Source organism: Pontibacillus yanchengensis Y32, from assembly GCF_000770635.1.
In the GTDB taxonomy this organism is placed as follows: Bacteria; Bacillota; Bacilli; order Bacillales; family BH030062; genus Pontibacillus; species Pontibacillus yanchengensis.
This window is the reverse complement of sequence record NZ_AVBF01000030.1, coordinates 1-17,731: the sequence shown is the minus strand read 5'-3', so window position 1 is coordinate 17,731 and position 17,731 is coordinate 1. Positions and strand designations below refer to the sequence as shown.

17 protein-coding genes and 1 other annotated feature are annotated in these 17,731 nt (G+C 37.3%); all 17 genes read left to right on the top strand.

Features of this window, described 5'->3' with window-relative positions:
• The first annotated feature begins 564 nt into the window (after positions 1-564).
• Complete coding sequence (locus N782_RS11670) at positions 565-1,353, top strand: cell division protein FtsQ/DivIB (RefSeq protein WP_036819982.1); 789 nt, start codon at positions 565-567, stop codon at positions 1,351-1,353.
• Positions 1,337-2,038: a DUF881 domain-containing protein gene (locus N782_RS11665; RefSeq protein WP_036819979.1), complete on the top strand. Its 702-nt coding sequence runs from the start codon at positions 1,337-1,339 to the stop codon at positions 2,036-2,038. Before N782_RS11670 ends, N782_RS11665 begins: the two co-directional genes overlap by 17 nt.
• A gap of 5 nt (positions 2,039-2,043) precedes the next feature.
• On the top strand, positions 2,044-2,763 hold the full coding sequence (locus N782_RS11660; protein ID WP_036819976.1) for a DUF881 domain-containing protein: 720 nt from the start codon (positions 2,044-2,046) through the stop codon (positions 2,761-2,763).
• Positions 2,763-3,131, top strand: a complete 369-nt coding sequence (locus N782_RS11655) for a small basic family protein (RefSeq protein ID WP_036819974.1) — start codon at positions 2,763-2,765, stop codon at positions 3,129-3,131. Before N782_RS11660 ends, N782_RS11655 begins: the two co-directional genes overlap by 1 nt.
• Positions 3,132-3,355: 224 nt before the next feature.
• On the top strand, positions 3,356-4,651 hold the full coding sequence (gene ftsA, locus N782_RS11650; RefSeq protein ID WP_036819972.1) for a cell division protein FtsA: 1,296 nt from the start codon (positions 3,356-3,358) through the stop codon (positions 4,649-4,651).
• 75 nt (positions 4,652-4,726) lie between these two features.
• Positions 4,727-5,899, top strand: coding sequence for a cell division protein FtsZ (gene ftsZ, locus N782_RS11645; RefSeq protein ID WP_036819968.1), 1,173 nt, complete (start codon positions 4,727-4,729; stop codon positions 5,897-5,899).
• Positions 5,900-6,474: 575 nt separating this feature from the next.
• Positions 6,475-7,395 carry a sigma-E processing peptidase SpoIIGA gene (spoIIGA, locus tag N782_RS11640; RefSeq protein ID WP_036819965.1) on the top strand — a complete coding sequence of 307 codons (921 nt, stop codon included), beginning with the start codon at positions 6,475-6,477 and terminating at the stop codon, positions 7,393-7,395.
• A 30-nt stretch (positions 7,396-7,425) separates the two neighbouring features.
• Positions 7,426-8,145, top strand: coding sequence for an RNA polymerase sporulation sigma factor SigE (sigE, locus tag N782_RS11635; protein ID WP_036819962.1), 720 nt, complete (start codon positions 7,426-7,428; stop codon positions 8,143-8,145).
• A 521-nt stretch (positions 8,146-8,666) separates the two neighbouring features.
• Positions 8,667-9,446: an RNA polymerase sporulation sigma factor SigG gene (sigG, locus tag N782_RS11630; protein WP_036819960.1), complete on the top strand. Its 780-nt coding sequence runs from the start codon at positions 8,667-8,669 to the stop codon at positions 9,444-9,446.
• 369 nt (positions 9,447-9,815) lie between these two features.
• Positions 9,816-10,085 carry a YlmC/YmxH family sporulation protein gene (locus N782_RS11625; RefSeq protein WP_036819957.1) on the top strand — a complete coding sequence of 90 codons (270 nt, stop codon included), beginning with the start codon at positions 9,816-9,818 and terminating at the stop codon, positions 10,083-10,085.
• Between the two features lie 69 nt (positions 10,086-10,154).
• A complete protein-coding gene (pgeF, locus tag N782_RS11620; RefSeq protein WP_036819954.1) occupies positions 10,155-10,976 on the top strand; it encodes a peptidoglycan editing factor PgeF in 822 nt (273 codons plus the stop codon).
• A gap of 21 nt (positions 10,977-10,997) precedes the next feature.
• The gene (locus N782_RS11615) at positions 10,998-11,678 is read left to right on the top strand and encodes a YggS family pyridoxal phosphate-dependent enzyme (protein ID WP_202595694.1); all 681 of its coding nucleotides are present in this window, start codon (positions 10,998-11,000) and stop codon (positions 11,676-11,678) included.
• Positions 11,679-11,690: 12 nt separating this feature from the next.
• Positions 11,691-12,143, top strand: coding sequence for a cell division protein SepF (locus N782_RS11610; RefSeq protein WP_036819950.1), 453 nt, complete (start codon positions 11,691-11,693; stop codon positions 12,141-12,143).
• Positions 12,144-12,152: 9 nt separating this feature from the next.
• Positions 12,153-12,434 (top strand): YggT family protein, encoded by a 282-nt coding sequence (locus tag N782_RS11605; RefSeq protein ID WP_152600766.1) that lies wholly within the window; start codon positions 12,153-12,155, stop codon positions 12,432-12,434.
• 231 nt (positions 12,435-12,665) lie between these two features.
• Positions 12,666-13,439, top strand: coding sequence for a YlmH family RNA-binding protein (locus tag N782_RS11600; RefSeq protein ID WP_036819947.1), 774 nt, complete (start codon positions 12,666-12,668; stop codon positions 13,437-13,439).
• Between the two features lie 116 nt (positions 13,440-13,555).
• A complete protein-coding gene (locus N782_RS11595; RefSeq protein ID WP_036819944.1) occupies positions 13,556-14,083 on the top strand; it encodes a DivIVA domain-containing protein in 528 nt (175 codons plus the stop codon).
• Positions 14,084-14,164: 81 nt separating this feature from the next.
• Positions 14,165-14,393 (top strand) — a binding site (T-box leader).
• 89 nt (positions 14,394-14,482) lie between these two features.
• On the top strand, positions 14,483-17,239 hold the full coding sequence (gene ileS, locus N782_RS11590; protein WP_036819941.1) for an isoleucine--tRNA ligase: 2,757 nt from the start codon (positions 14,483-14,485) through the stop codon (positions 17,237-17,239).
• Positions 17,240-17,731: the final 492 nt, after the last annotated feature.

Sequence of the window (17,731 nt, the reverse complement as noted above, 5' to 3'; positions counted from 1 at the left end):
TGTGGCCATTATGATTGAAGGTGAGATACTTTATTTTCTAATAAAAACATTATTTAACAATATTACTTATTTTTGCATATGAAGAAAAACTTTCTAAAGCGATTTTGACATCACAAATCAAGATAGTAATGATAAAATTGAACTGAGAATTGGATGGTCGATTGTTATTTTGCAAAAATAAACAAGGGTTATTCTTAATAGAATGTTTTGACGCTAATTGAATCGGGTAAATGTTTTGAGGTTGATAATGAAGATGCTCCGGAAATAAGGGTTTTACTTACATAATTCAAAGTGAATTTGCTTAATCATTTAGAAACTTCCTTTTTTGTTTTTTAGCGCTTATTATTGCCCACTCTATAGATGAACAAATAGTAACTAAACCATTCCTATTATTTTGTGAGATTTTTCTTTAAAACAAAACTATTAATAGTTGATTTTGTGGCGATTTAATATGGAAAGATAACGAATTTTGTAAGTATATATGATATAATTCAGTTATGCATAAGAACGGCATCTAGTATGCCGTTTCCTTATGTAAAAATTGAATGGGCAGGGGAATTTTCCATGGCAGAAAAGAAGATAGTTTCGATTGAAGATCGAATACCCAAGCTAAAAGAGGCACGTAAGAAAAAAGCCAATCGTCGCTTGATCTTGTATTTGTCTTTATTCTTTTTGCTAATCGCCGTGATTCTTTACCTGCAATCCTCGTTAAGTCATCTCCAAACGATAAATATTAAAGGCAATGAGCATGTGGAAAAAGAAGATATACTTTCGATTAGTGGTGTATCGACAGAGGATAATTTCTGGAAAGTAAATGGAGAGACAGTAGCAAAAAAACTAGAAGAGCATGAGCAAATTCAATCGGTTAAAGTAGACAAGCAATTTCCTACAACAATTTCCATAAACATTAATGAGGTTGAACGAGTAGGTTACGTCCAAAACGATGGTAGTTATTACCCTATTTTAGCAAATGGGAACAGTTTAACTTCCTATGAATTAAAAACACCTACTGGAGATGCGCCGATTTTAGTCGGCTGGAATGGTCAAAAATATTTAGAAGAAATGACTAAAGAACTTAAACAACTTCCAGACAGCATCACCCAATTAATTTCTGAAATTCATTGGTCACCTACAGATCAAAATCCATATAAAATTCATTTGTATATGAATGATGGCTATGAGGTTGATGCTTCTATTAGGAATTTCTCTCAGAAGATGCGTTCATATCCATCAATTGTTTCGCAACTTGATTCATCTCAAAAAGGAATTATTCACATTGATGTAGGAGCATACTTCGAGGCATATTCTACTGACGAAGAAAAAGGAGAGAACGAGAATGAAAACGACGGGTAAACATGTCATTTTCTCCTTTGTTCTCCTATTATCCGGTTTTTTAGTAGCATTCAGTTATCAACAGACCAAAAAAGATCCACAAATAGTTCAACTAAGCGATCAACAATTAGAGAAAGATTATTATTATCGCCAACAACTAATTAATATTGAAAAGCAGAATAAAGAACTTAGAAATGAAGTAGAAGAAAAAAAGGATAAAATCCAATCTCTGGAAGAAAACTTAGCTACGCAAGAAAAAACTTTAGGCAATTACGTTGAAGATAAAAAGCAGCTTCAAAAATTAACCGGTGAAGTACCAGTACAAGGACAAGGGATAAAAGTCACTTTAAAAGATTCCGATTATATTCCTTCAGAAGAAAATGTTAATCAATATATTGTTCACGAAAGTCACATTCACAAGGTTATTAACGAATTACTATCATCAGGGGCTAATGCTATCGCAATAAATGGTCAACGTTTGTACCGAGATAGTTATATTGCTTGTACTGGACCTGTTGTTACTGTAGATGGTGTACAACATCCAGCACCTTTTGTGATTACGGCTATAGGTGATCAAGATGTATTGATGCCTAGTTTAGAATTGAAGCATGGAGTTGTTGATCAACTCGTGAATGATAATGTCGAAGTGAAGATGGAAAAACAAGCCAATATCTCAATGGGCTCAAAGGTTACAGGGGAAAGGTGAAATACATGAAGCTACGTAGTAAAATCATTTTTTCCTTCATATTTGCTTTAGTAGGTTTTATGGTTGCTATCCAATTTCAAAGCAACCAAATACCTGAAGAACGTGATACTAGAGACCTTTGGGAGGTACGTACTGATTTACAGGAACAACAGAAAATACAGCAACAATTATATAGTCGTATTTCTGAGTTAGATGAGATGATACAGCAGTATGAAGGCCAATCCCAAACAGAAAAGGTTGCTACTTTGAAACAATCCATCATTGAATTAAGAAAAAAGGCTGGTTTGACAGAGGTAGAAGGGGATGGAATTCGAATTACTGTTAAACCAATTTTTCAAGAATTAAATTCGTCTCAAACCTACCCCACGATTTCACCTAGTTTACTTCAAAGACTTATAAATGAACTGAATACATACGGGGCTACAGATATAGCGATTGGCAATGAGAGAATAACCAACATATCACCAATACGAGATGTTAATGGAAATACGTACGTTAACAATCATCCAATCCCTCCGTTACCGGTTGAAATTAAGGTATTAACACAAAGCCCTAAGCGTCTACTTGATTATATGCAAGTAAGTAAGTCTAAGGATGAATTTGCCATAGAAAACTTAGAACTATCCATTACAGCTGAGGATGAAATGTCCTTACCTAAATTTGAACAAATGCCTCGACTGAATTATTTAGAGGTAGATGAGAATGCAGAAACAGGTGAACAGTAATGTGGTTACCGGTGCTTTTTTTAATAGTAGGTGTCTTGCTCGGATTATTAACAGATATTCGAGTGCCTGAGGAATACGCGAATTACTTATCTATTGCGGTATTAGCAGCTTTTGATACACTCTTGGGTGGCTTGAGGGCACATCTGGAAGAAAAATTTGATCAGAAAGTGTTTGTTACAGGTTTCTTTTTTAACGTAACATTAGCTGCTTTCCTTGCTTTTCTAGGTGTCCAGTTAGGAATCGATCTCTATTTAGCTGCGGTGTTTGCTTTTGGTGTGAGATTATTTCAAAATATAGCTCTCATACGCAGGTATCTAATTGAGAGAGGGAGATATAGGAAGCAAACAGAAAAAAATCAGAGAAAATAAAAGGAAATCATAATAAATTTGTTGAATAACAAAATGAGTAGAAAGAAACAAATTGATTTCTGAGGCAATAGTCTCTATTTTCACTACAAAGTACAGTTTCAAAGTAAAAATCGAATGAATGAAAGAATTATTATAAAAATACTAGTCGAAAACTAAATGTTAACATGGTATAGTATCGGTATCATGTGAACTTTTAGTGGTCGTAGTTTAGGAGGTGCCTTGGATTGAACAACAATGATATATTGGTAAGCCTAGATATAGGTACATCAAAGATAAAAGTTATTATTGGAGAAGTCATGAACGACTCTTTAAATATAATTGGGGTTGGTACAGCTGCTTCTAATGGGATGAAGAAGGGTGCAATAGTAGACATTGACCAAACGGTAAATTCTATTCGTAACGCAGTAGAGCAAGCAGAGCGAATGGTAGGTATGCAAATTAATAAAGTTGTCGTTGGTGTCAATGGAAACCATGTACAATTACAGCCTTGTCACGGTGTTGTTGCTGTACAAAGTGAAAATCGTGAGATAGGCGAAGAGGATATTAACAGAGTGATTGATGCAGCTCAGGTTATGTCTATACCTCCTGAAAGGGAAATCATTGATGTTATCCCATCGCAGTTTATTGTTGATGGATTAGATGAAATTAATGATCCACGAGGCATGATTGGAGTTCGCTTAGAGATGGAAGGCACAATCATTACATGTTCGAAAACCGTTTTACATAATGCTCTTAAATGTGTAGAACGTGCAAATTTAGAGGTGTTAGATGTATGTCTTCAGCCTTTAGCTTCAGGGTCTGTAGCATTATCTAAGGATGAAAGAAATCTAGGTGTTGCTCTAATTGACATCGGCGGAGGATGTACCACGGTCTCGGTATTCGAACAAGGATATCTTCAGGGTACAAGTGTAGTTCCCCTTGGCGGTGACAATCTAACGAAGGACCTATCCATAGGTCTTAGAACTTCAACTGAAGAAGCAGAGGAAATTAAGAAGGATTATGGGCATGCTTTCTTTGATGATGCTCAAGAAGAGGAAACATTTGAAGTTTCAATTATTGGCAGTGATAGGAAACAATCATTTAATCAACTACAAATTTCTGATATGATTGAAGCAAGATTAGAGGAAATATACGCTTATGTGGAACAGGAAATCCGCAGAATGGGATATAAAGGATTGCCTGGAGGATACGTACTTACTGGTGGTGTAATGAGTATGCCAGGATGTCTTGATTTAGCACAAGACGTCTATCAGGCTAATGTTAGAATCGCAATTCCAGATTATATAGGTGTTCGCGAGCCTCAATATACAGCAGGAGTAGGTATCTTGCAGTTTGCATATCACAATGCAAAGATACAAGGTAAAGAATTATTCCCTTCAGTTACAATACAAGAGCAAGAACCGAAACAGAAGAAACAAAGGAAACAATCAAATCAGTCTAATCAAACAAATCAACAGGAAAAACCCAAGAAAGAAAAAGAATCAGGATTAGCTAATTTAATCAAGTATTTCTTCGATTAAAACCTAGCGTTCCTACGTTCGAATATAAAACTAGACACAGAAACTTGGAATCTTGCAAAGTGGGAGGAACGGAAAATGTTAGAGTTTGATACAAATATGGATCAATTAGCAACCATAAAGGTAATCGGATGTGGTGGCGGTGGAAGTAACGCTGTTAACCGCATGATTGAGCATGGTGTTCAAGGTGTGGAATTCATCGCAGTGAACACAGATGCTCAAGCTTTAAATCTATCAAAAGCTGAAGTGAAAATGCAGATAGGTGCAAAGCTAACAAGAGGATTAGGAGCTGGAGCTAACCCAGAGGTTGGACGAAAAGCAGCTGAAGAAAGTAAAGAGCAATTAGAAGAAGCATTACAAGGTGCAGATATGGTTTTCGTCACAGCTGGAATGGGTGGAGGTACTGGTACAGGTGCAGCCCCAGTTATTGCACAAGTAGCGAAAGAAGTTGGTGCCTTAACCGTCGGGGTTGTTACACGTCCATTCACCTTTGAAGGTCGTAAGCGCTCCTCACAAGCTGGTGGTGGAATAGACGCACTAAAAAGTAATGTAGATACGCTTATTGTTATCCCTAATGATCGCTTACTTGAAATAGTTGACAAGAATACACCTATGCTTGAAGCATTCCGCGAAGCTGACAATGTACTTCGTCAAGGTGTACAAGGTATCTCAGATTTAATTGCAGTACCTGGTTTAATCAACGTTGACTTTGCTGACGTAAAAACAATCATGGCAGATAAAGGTTCTGCATTGATGGGTATTGGAATTGCTACTGGAGAAAGTCGAGCAGGTGAAGCTGCTAAGAAAGCTATTTCTTCACCATTACTAGAAACATCGATTGATGGTGCTCATGGAGTTCTTATGAACATTACAGGCGGATCCAATTTAAGCTTATACGAGGTACAAGAAGCTGCTGATATTGTTACCTCTGCGGCTGATCAAGAGGTTAACGTAATCTTTGGTTCTGTTATTAATGAGAACCTAAAAGATGAAATTGTTGTTACAGTTATTGCTACAGGGTTCGATGAGTCACAACTTCAAGGTGATAAATCTCAAGGTAGACCTACTGTAAATACTCAGCAAGCACAGGAGAAGAAACGACCTGAACCTCAACACCAACAACAATATCAACAACAGCAACAACAGCAACAACAATCAAGAAGAGAGATGCCTTCTTCTAAGCCATCTCAACAAGAAGAGGAAACACTGGACATTCCTACTTTCCTACGAAATCGAAATCGCCGAAGATAAAGATGTGAAAGAGTCTCTGACTATCAGAGGCTCTTTTTTTATCGTCTAGCGTATTATAAAATTCAACGCTTGTGTATAACAAAAAAAGGGAAGTAGCCACGCCCAGGTCCAGCGCCAAGCGACTAGCAAACTTCCTGATCCTCCTTACTATAAGTCAACATCGAATCGCTTTCGCTCTCCGTGTTTCCTTTATCTGAAAACGATAAATAGGAAGTTCGATTAAGATCGCTGCATCCTGCAGCAACATCGAACCAACCCATGTCCTGTGGGCCGCAGTTTGTACGTCGCTACTCGGGTATTTAGTTTATGTTCTATATAATATAAAGTGAAAAATATAAGATTGTTGGATTTTGTTCTACAGGGGGGTACAAATACTATTCTTCTTGTTTGCGTTACCTTCTCGTTCTGAACTATGATGTCCAGCACCAGACCTTCGATTAATTCTCCGACAAAACCTGCCTTTATCTATAAAAATAAGTTTGTTCCACCAAACATAATATGACAGACTTCTTTTTCTATCTCCGTTATACTAACTTTCAACAGAGGAAGTTTTCAGGATAGAAGGGACTGAAAATGTGACCATTTATCTGGATGCGGTTTGGATGTTGAATTTTTTTCTAGACTGGATGATTCTAATGTTAACTCATAGTTTTGCTAAAGCATCGAATCATCGAGCTCGTTTAATGTTCGGAGCTATAGTGGCCTCTCTATTAGTTCCATTAACCATTTTTTATCCTACATCTTTGTGGGCTACACCTATTGGTAAAGCACTCTTCTCTCTTATTATCGTCTATACAGCCTTTGGGTTTAAGAATATTCGATTGTACACAAGGCAATTATTGTTATTTTACTTTATTTCTTTTGCGTTGGGGGGAGGATTATTTGGAATCTATTATTTATTAAATGAGCAGATCCATGTATCAAATGGCATGGTTGTTACGTATCAAACCGGTTTTGGAGATAGTGTAAGTTGGCTCTTCGTACTAGTAGGTTTCCCAATTATTTGGTGGTTTACGAAACAAAGAATGGACAACCTAGTGGTTCAGCAAATGAAGTACGATGAGATGGTCCCCATTACTATATGTATGCATAATCAAATTAATAACTCGAGAGCTTTAATTGATAGCGGCAACCAACTTGTAGATCCCATAACAAAACATCCAGTAGTTATATGTGATTCTACATTTATGAAGAAGTGGTTTAGTAACGAAGAGTGGTTGATGCTAAAAGATGTACAAGAAAATATGACCCTAGAACAGTTACCTGAGAAATGGATGGATAAATTTAGAATCATTCCATATCAGGGGGTAGGAGGAACAGGTAATTTCCTTCTCGTTTTGAAACCAGATTGGATTCAGCTAACTGTTCAGGAGCAGGAATTAACTATTACAAGAGCTTTAATAGGTTTGCAATTTGGTGAATTGTCCCCAGATGGTAGTTATCACTGTTTAATGCATCCCCATCTACTTAAATCCCTTGCAGTTCATTCTGCATAGCGCTACATATTATTCAGAAGGAGGAATTGTATGAGAAAGTGGAGGCTGAAGATTCAATTATGGTGGTATAAGCTTTTAATTAAATTAGGTTGGAAAACAGATGAAATTTACTACATTGGTGGAAATGAAGCACTCCCCCCTCCTTTGTCTAAAGAGGAAGAACAAGAATTATTAATTCGACTTCCAAAAGGGGATAAAGCAGCTAGAGCCATGCTGATCGAGCGTAACCTACGTCTTGTCGTTTACATTGCTAGAAAGTTTGAAAATACAGGCATCAATATTGAAGATCTAATAAGTATTGGGACTATAGGGTTAATTAAAGCTGTAAACACATTTAATCCGGAGAAAAAAATAAAACTAGCTACCTATGCATCTCGATGTATAGAAAATGAAATTTTAATGTATCTAAGAAGAAATAATAAGATTAGAAGTGAAGTGTCCTTTGATGAGCCTTTAAATATTGATTGGGACGGTAATGAACTGTTGCTATCAGATGTATTAGGGACAGATGAAGATATTATTACTAGAGATTTAGAATCTACAGTAGATAAGAAGTTGCTTAAAAAAGCGTTAGAGCAATTAAATGCTAGAGAGAAACAAATCATGGAGTTACGTTTTGGGCTAATTGGAGAAGAGGAAAAAACACAAAAAGATGTAGCAGATATGCTTGGCATTTCGCAATCTTATATCTCTAGATTAGAGAAAAAGATTATCCGTAGATTAAAGAAAGAATTTAATAAAATGGTATAGTAAGTCAAGACAAGAGACGACTCATTTGAGTCGTCTCTTTTTTACATATATGGGGATGGGGGTTCGAAAGTTATTTAAGTTAAGAGGCATAATGTGGAAGACTTGGATTCGAGATAATTGGAGTGGTCCGATGCTTAAAAAGGATTAGGAATGGAAGGACAACTCGCTTTCCTGAGGGCGAGTTGGTAATTCTCCTCTGCTAAAAAGCGGCCAGTTTTGCTGGACTAATTATGCAGAAGTTCGATTAAAACCGCTGCGTCATGAAGCAACATCGAACCAACCCACGTCGTGTGGGCCGAAAGGAAACACGGAAACATGGCCAGGTTAGGGGATTTTGCGCTTTTGTTCTTATCAAACACAATTCAGTATTATTTATTAGTGAAAAAATTTCTTGAATAAAACCCTGTTAATATGCGGTTTTTGCAATGTTAGCAAGAATCGTGTTTTTTTATGTCTGCATAAATTTCCCTTCCGCGGAGATACTGAACGTTGACAGCAGCTCCAGTAAGGAGGGGTAAAAAGTGACACGACATAAAGTTGAGATTTGTGGGGTAGATACCTCAAAGCTTCCAGTATTGAAAAACGATGAAATGCGAAAGCTCTTCAAACAAATGCAAAGCGGAGATATAGAAGCTAGAGAAGTTTTAGTTAATGGTAATTTACGCCTTGTATTAAGTGTGATTCAACGGTTTAACAATCGCGGAGAGTATGTTGATGATCTTTTTCAAGTTGGCTGTATCGGTTTAATGAAATCAATCGATAACTTTGATCTAAGCCAAAATGTGAAATTTTCAACCTATGCAGTACCAATGATAATTGGGGAAATTAGAAGATATTTAAGAGATAATAACCCCATTCGTGTTTCTCGTTCACTGCGAGATATTGCTTATAAAGCCTTACAAGTTCGGGAAAAATTAATGAGTAAAACATCCAAGGAACCAACACCAATGGAGATTGCTGAAGAAATGGGTGTTCCACATTCTGATGTAGTATTTGCACTAGATGCAATACAGGATCCGGTTTCTTTATTTGAACCAATTTATAATGATGGTGGTGATCCTATCTTCGTTATGGATCAACTAAGTGATGAGAAAAATAAAGACTCTATATGGATAGATGAAATTGCCTTACAAGAGGGTATGAGAAGGTTAAATGAACGTGAGAAGATGATTCTAAACAAACGTTTCTTTCAAGGAAAAACACAGATGGAAGTTGCTGAAGAAATTGGTATTTCTCAAGCTCAGGTTTCACGATTAGAAAAAGCAGCTATTAAAGAAATGAACAAACAAATGTATGATTGATTACTGAATTTTGTAAAAGAAAAATGCTATCAAATGTAACAATTACATTCTTAAGAACCTATGTTTACTCAAGCCTAGCACAATTCCAGTGCTAGGCTTATATTGTAAGTAAAGAAAGCATTTCTGACGCTTACGTGTCTAGCTCCAGCGCCCAGCGACTAGCAAACTTCCTGCACCTCCTTACGATAAGTCAACATCGGATCGCTTGCGCTCTCCGTGTTTCCTTTATCTCATACGGAGCCGTCCAGTTTGTACGTCGCTTAACGGGCGCTTGCGCTTTTCTTATGTACTTGAATTGCAGAAAAGCTTTATTATATGAAAAATAATCTTCGGAGGTGCATATAGTGTTAAAAAGGGCGGTGTTTATGAATGGTAACTATAACAGAATTGCAAGTCAAAGAAATTATCTCTGTGGAAAATGGACAAAAGCTTGGTCATTTAATCGATTTAGAGATTGATGTAGACCGTGGAAGAATTACAGCCATTGTGTTAGGGAATAAGGGAAAAATGATGGGCTTGTTTGGAAAAGAGGAGGAAGTAATCATTCCATGGGAGTCAATATTAACCATTGGGGATGATGTCATTCTTGTGAAACACGGACAAAAACCACAATTATATCCGCCAAAAAAGGAAGAATAAGTGAGCATCCCAAGAATTTTGTCGGAAAGTATGATAAAATAGTGAAAACTTATATTTTGGAGGAAAAAGATGTCTGAGAGCTTTCATCACACACATCCTTCTTATTTAGAAATTAGTAAATGGACATATTCTAACCCAAATTTAGTTGCTGGAATGACAACTAGGCTTGGAGGCGAAGGAATTGCACCATTCGATTCTTTTAATTTAGGCTGGCATGTGCCAGATGTGAAGGATACAATAAGAAAAAACCGAGAGACTTTAGCTGATTTATTGCAATTTCCACTAAAACATTGGATTGGTGGAGAGCAAGTACATGATACAGAAGTTTATACGGTTAAGAAAAAGGATATCGGCAAAGGAGCGTTTTCTCAAGATAACGCTTTACCTAACTGTGATGGTTTGATTACAAATTTACCAAATGTTCTCCTTACAGCATTTTATGCTGACTGTGTCCCTTTATTTTTTTATGATCCTGTAGAAGAATGGGTTGGGATTGCACATGCTGGGTGGAAAGGAACAGTTGCAGGTATGGGACCAAAGATGATTCGTGCCCTTGAAGAAAAAGGAGTAGACTCAAACCATATCAAGGTAGCAATTGGGCCGTCTATAAGCGGGGATGTATATGAAGTGGATGAGAACGTCATTCAGCATATTCCACATGAACTGAGGATAGAACCTACTGTTTTAAACAAAGGAAATGGGAAATACTTATTATCTCTACAGAGTATGCATAAACACTTGCTTCTTGAAGCTGGAGTGCAAGAGAAAAATATTGAAGTTTCTGAGTACTGTACATATCAAAATGATCACCTATTCTTTTCGCATCGTAGAGACAAGGGAAAGACAGGTAGAATGTTAGGATTTATTGGTTTAAAACGACGTGGGGACTAAGTTGGAAAGGAGTTTCGTTTGGTGAACGTAGAAGAAAATTTCACATCGATAAAACATGAAATACAACAAGCCTGTCAGCGTGTTAATCGGAAACAACAGGAAGTCTCGATTATTGCTGTAACCAAATACGTATCTGTAGAACGTGCTCAGGAGGCGATTGAATCTGGTATTCAACATCTTGGTGAAAATCGTCTCGAAGGCTTCCTAAATAAATATGAAGCAATCGGAGATCAAGCCACTTGGCATTTTATTGGTACACTTCAAACCCGAAAAGTGAAGGATTTAATTGATCATGTTACGTATATTCATTCGCTTGACCGAAAATCTTTAGCTAAGGAAATAAATAAGAGAGCCAATCGGAAAGTGTCATGTTTTGTACAAGTAAATATAAGTGGGGAAGATTCTAAACATGGATTACCTCCCGAGGAAGTGGTGTCATTCGTTAAGAACCTTTCGTCTTATACAAATATTGAAGTGGTTGGATTAATGACAATGGCACCTCATTCTGAAGATTCTTCAGTTGTACGAGCTATCTTTTCTAGATTGCGTGAGGTAAAAGAAGAAATTGAAGGGAAAGAATGGCCACATGCTCCTTGTCATTATCTGTCCATGGGGATGAGCAATGATTTCGAGATAGCTATTGAAGAGGGCGCTACACATATCAGGATTGGTTCAAAACTAGTTGGCCATGAATATGATTAAAGAGGTGAAACAATGGGATTTAAAAACAAATTGAAAAATTTCTTTGTTTTAGATGATGATGAATATGAATATGTAGAATCCGATTCAGAAGAGGAAGATTATGAACAGCCCAACCAATATTCATCCAAAGAAGAAAAAAAGCAAAATGTGGTTAGTCTGAAAAGCATGCAACCCTCTTCAAAGGTTGTATTATGTGAACCTCGAACGTATAATGAGGCTCAAGAGATTGCGGACAACCTGGTTAATCGAAAAGCAATAGTCATAAACCTACAGCGTGTAAATCACCAACAGGCAAAAAGAATAGTAGATTTTTTAAGTGGAACCGTTTATGCTATTGGTGGGGACATTCAAAAGTTAGGCTCTCAAACATTTTTGTGTACGCCTGATAATGTAGATGTTTCTGGGACAATTTCAGAAGTAATGAATGAACATGAAGAAGATGATGAATACCAGCAAAGGTGGTAAATAACGTTGATGTTAATCGACTCGATTTTTGATTTTTTACGATTTTTATTTCAGGCATATTTCTTTGCACTAATTGGTTATATTTTAATGTCTTGGTTCCCTGGCGCACGCGATTCTTCAATAGGGAAATTCTTATCAACGATATGTGAACCTTATTTAGAACCGTTTCGTAAAATCATTCCGCCTCTAGGAATGATTGATATCTCACCAATCGTTGCAATTTTTGCATTAGAGTTTGCATCTAGCGCAGGTTTATTTGCGTTAGAAAAGCTAATATATAGTTTATTTTAAAAGGTGATCATGATGTGCATGATCTCCTTTTTATTTAAAGTAAAGAAAGTATAAATTTCTGGCGCATACATGTCTAGCTCCAGCGCCTACCCCCTCGGGGTCTTAAGACAAGCCTTGATGTGGCAAGAAACGCCACTTCGAGGCTTGTCTTAAGCCTGTCGGGGGTGACCAAGACGCTTGCGCTTTTCTTATCGTCTATTTATATCCAATTTTGTGAATGGAGGATAAAATTTGGAGATATATCAACATTTTCGAAAAGAAGAACAGCCCTTTATTGATCAGGTTATCAATTGGAAAGAAGAAGTAGAGCGTATGTACAAGCGTAAATTATCTGATTTCCTTGACCCTAGAGAACGATTTATCTTTCAATCGATTATTGGGAATGATGAGGAACTCTCATGGGAAACCTTCGGTGGTTATGAAGGAGCAGAAAGGCAACGCATAGTTCTAGCCCCGTTTTATGAAACAATAGAACAAGATGAATTTAATGTAACTTTGCTAGAGGCTACCTACCCTAGTAAATTTGTAACCTTAGAACATCGTGATGTGTTAGGTGCTTTTATGTCCCTGGGGGTTAGGAGAGAGAAGGTTGGAGACTTGATTGTAACTGATAACCAAATACAAATCCTTGTTGCTACAGAAATTGCCTCTTATGTTATGATGAACTTAACTGGTATCAAAAAAGCTGGAGTAGAATTTAAGGAAAAAGACTTTTCGAATCTTCTACCTAATAACGAAGAGTGGGTGGAGCAAAGTGGGACAGTGTCCTCGCTTCGTTTAGATGCTATTTTAAAAGAAATCTATAATGTATCGCGTCAAAAAGCAGCTTTACATATTCAAAAAGGTCATGTGAAAGTAAACTTTCGTACTGTAGAAGATCCCTCATTTATACTTGAATCAACAGACATGATCTCCTTAAGAGGTAAGGGACGTAGTCAGTTGGTAAATGTTGATGGCAGAACAAAAAAAGATAAATGGAGAATTACCACTGCTGTTTTAAAATAATTCTTAAATTTAGAAGGAATTTGTGTAAGATTGTCGAAAAAAAGAATAGTACCAAAGAGCGATTGTTTTCTATACGGACTGGTTCATAACTAATTACTTCTGAGGAGGTGGCCATTTTGGCATTAACACCATTGGACATTCATAATAAGGAATTTACTAGAGGTTTTCGCGGATATGATGAAGATGAAGTAAATGAATTTTTAGATCAAGTTATTAAAGATTACGAAATGGTAATTCGAGATAAGAAAAATCTTGAGGAAAAAGTAACGCAGTTAGAGGAGAAATTAGGTCATTTCAGTAATATTGAAGAGACGCTTAATAAGTCCATTCTAGTTGCTCAAGAGACAGCAGAAGATGTAAAAGGTAGTGCAAATAAAGAGGCTAAGTTAATTGTAAAAGAAGCTGAAAAGAATGCAGACCGTATTATTAACGAAGCATTATCCAAATCACGTCGTATTTCCCTTGAAGTGGAAGAACTTAAGAAACAGGCAAAAGTTTTCCGTACTCGATTAAAGATGATGGTAGAAGCGCAACTGGACATGATTGAAAATGATGACTGGGATGAGTTGTTTAATCAAGAAATAGATGAAGAAACAGAGTTTGAAACGGAAAATGAAAAGGAACTCGCTGAAAATAAATCTTGACGCTGTAGCTATTTTTACATATAATTCTTTAACAGACCGAGTTCTATAGAGTACACAAATAGGTAACAATTCTACTGATATACTTATATGATGACAGGGCTTGTTCATAGGACCGCTCTTCACTAGCGAATCAGGGATGGTGGAAGCCTGATTGAAGATGTTTTATGAAAGATCACCCTAGAGTACTTTTGTCGAACCTTTAGTAGATAAAAGCGCTTCATTCACGTTACGAGTGCTTGAGTGGATTTGATAGGCGTGATGGCCTTCTAAATCTATAAGGGTGGTACCGCGAGACCTTCTCGTCCCTTTCTAGGGATGAGAAGGTCTTTTTTCTATGGAAGGTGTGTATTACTTTAAATAATATGACCAAGATGGGGTTGAAAAGGAGGAACGGTTCTGATGAACTACAAAGAAACCTTATTAATGCCGAAGACTGAATTTCCAATGAGAGGAAATCTTCCAAATCGGGAACCTAAGATGCAAGAAGATTGGGAAAATATGGATATTTATAAACAAGTACAAGAACGTACTCAAGGACGTCCATTATACGTTCTTCACGATGGCCCTCCATATGCAAATGGTGACTTACACATGGGTCATGCATTAAATAAAATTTTAAAAGACTTTATTGTTCGATATAAATCGATGGCTGGTTTTCATGCTCCGTACGTACCTGGTTGGGATACGCACGGACTCCCAATTGAACAAACATTAACCAAAAAGAAAAAAGTTAACCGTAAGAAAATGACAGTTGCTGAATTTCGTCAAAGGTGTGCAGATTATGCAATGCAACAAGTTGATAATCAACGTACACAATTCAAGCAGTTGGGAGTACGTGGTGACTGGGAAAATCCATACATCACCCTTGATAAAGATTACGAAGCTGCACAAATTGAAGTGTTTGGAGAGATGGCGAATAAAGGGTATATCTACAAAGGGAAAAAGCCAGTTTATTGGTCTCCCTCCTCTGAGTCTGCTCTTGCTGAAGCAGAGATTGAATATCACGATAAACGCTCTCCATCCATCTATGTTGGATTCAATGTAAAAGATAGTAAAGGTGTAGTTGATGGTGATGAGAAGTTTATCATTTGGACGACAACTCCTTGGACGATTCCTGCTAATATGGCAATTGCACTTCATCCAGAGCTAAATTATGTAACTGTAGAAGCTAATAATGGGAAGTATATTATTGCTGAGAAGCTCATTGATGAAGTCACAGAAGCATTAAGTTGGGAAAAACCTCAAATCGTTAAAACATACAAAGGGTCAGAACTAGAATACGTTGTAGCACAGCATCCATTGTATGATCGTGATTCAATAGTGACATTAGGTGATCACGTTACAACAGAAGCAGGTACAGGATGTGTACATACTGCTCCAGGACATGGTGAAGATGACTTTGTTCTTGGTCAGCGATATGGTTTAGAGGTGTTGTGTCCTGTTGATGAAAAGGGATACTTCACAGAAGAAGCTCCAGGATATGAAGGCCTATTTTACGATGAAGCGAATAAGGACATTACAGAAAAGCTAGAAGAGGTTGGGGCGTTATTGAATTTAACTTTCATGACACACTCCTACCCTCATGACTGGCGTACAAAAAAACCAACGATTTTTCGAGCTACATCGCAGTGGTTCGCTTCCATTAAAGATTTTCGTGAAGAGTTACTAAATGAAATTCAAAACGTAAATTGGACGCCAAAATGGGGAGAAACACGCCTTTATAATATGGTTCGTGATCGCCAAGATTGGTGTATATCTCGTCAGCGTGCATGGGGGGTACCAATTCCTGTTGTGTATGGCGAAGATGGTACACCAATTATCACAGAAGAGACAATAAATCATATATCTGAATTAATTCGTGAGCATGGGTCTAATGTTTGGTTTGAGCGAGAAGCAAAAGACCTGTTACCTGAAGGTTTCACTTCTGAGCACAGCCCGAATGGTACCTTCTCGAAAGAAGAAGACATCATGGATGTATGGTTTGATAGTGGTTCATCCCATCAGTCTGTATTAAAAGAGCGGAATGATTTACAACGCCCTGCAGATATGTATTTAGAAGGTTCTGACCAATATCGTGGTTGGTTTAACTCCTCTCTTTCTACCTCAGTAGCAATTACTGGTAAAGCACCATTTAAATCAATCTTAAGTCATGGCTTCACGCTTGATGGCGAAGGACGTAAGATGAGTAAGTCACAAGGAAACGTAATTGTTCCAGATAAAATTATGAAACAATATGGTGCAGACATCTTACGTCTGTGGGTTTCCAGTGTAGATTATCAATCTGACGTTAGAATTTCAGACAATATCCTTAAGCAAGTTTCTGAAGTTTATCGTAAAATTCGAAACACGTTCCGTTTCCTATTAGGAAACTTACACGACTTTGATCCAAGCAAGCATAAAGTGAGTGAAGAGAACCTACAAGAAGTAGATCGTTACATGCTTCTTCGTCTGCAAGAACTCACAAGTAAAGTACGTGGTGCTTATGATGACTATGAATTTGCTACTATTTATCATGCAGTTCATAACTTCTGTACAATTGATTTAAGTGCATTCTATTTGGATTTTGCGAAAGATATTCTATATATTGAAGCAAAAGATAATCCACGTCGTCGTAGCATCCAAACAGTGTATTATGAAATGCTAACATCTTTAACACAATTACTTGCGCCAATTTTAGCTCATACAACGGATGAAGTATGGGAGCATATCCCAGGTGTTGAATCAAAAAGTGTTCAGCTAACAGATATACCAGAAGCGCAAGAAGTGAAGAATCATCAGGAGCTTAAAGCGAAATGGGATCACTTCATGAATGTTCGTGATGACGTATTAAAAGCGTTAGAAGAAGCTCGTAATGAAAAAGTAATTGGTAAATCACTAGAGGCGCATGTAACTATCGTGCCAAAGGATAATCAAACCAAAGAGCTATTAGAAAATGTGTCACACCTTGAGCAATTATTGATTGTATCAGGAGCGGAAGTGGCTGTTGAAGAACCTCAAGCAAAAGAATACGATCATGTTAATGTATATGTAAAAGCTCATTCAGGTGAGAAATGTCAACGTTGCTGGGTTGTAACAGAAGAACTGGGCTCTAGCAACGAACACCCAGAACTTTGCCCGCGTTGTGCATCTATTGTTGAAGAGCATTACAAAGCATAATAATTAAAGAAGAATAAATCTATAAAGGTCTATTACGTATTTTCGTAATAGACCTTTGTATTTTACAACTTTATTCCTATATAGCCCCATTATCTTGAAGACTTGGGTTCGAGATATTATGGAAAGTATTGGGTCCGATACTTAAATAGTGGAGGGGGTTACGGTGGAACAACTCGCTTTCCTGCAGGCGAGCTGGTGAGCCTTCTCACTCGCTCCGCTCCCTCCGGGGTCTCACCAACCTCTTTCTCCCGCGGGAGTCTCGCAGTTCCCCCTTCACCCCCATCAGGGTAATAGCTATCGGACCCCCGGTTAAATGTAGTCTCCTCGAACCGAAAAGCTTTATTTTCAGTGGAAATCTTCTTATGTTACCTCTTGGGAGTAATATGATTTTGCATATATGGTCCTGTATATGGAAGGGACTCTGATCTAGTACTAATAGTGAGTTTTCTGAATTACCATTTTGTTATGACTACATTTTGATACTAGAACTTA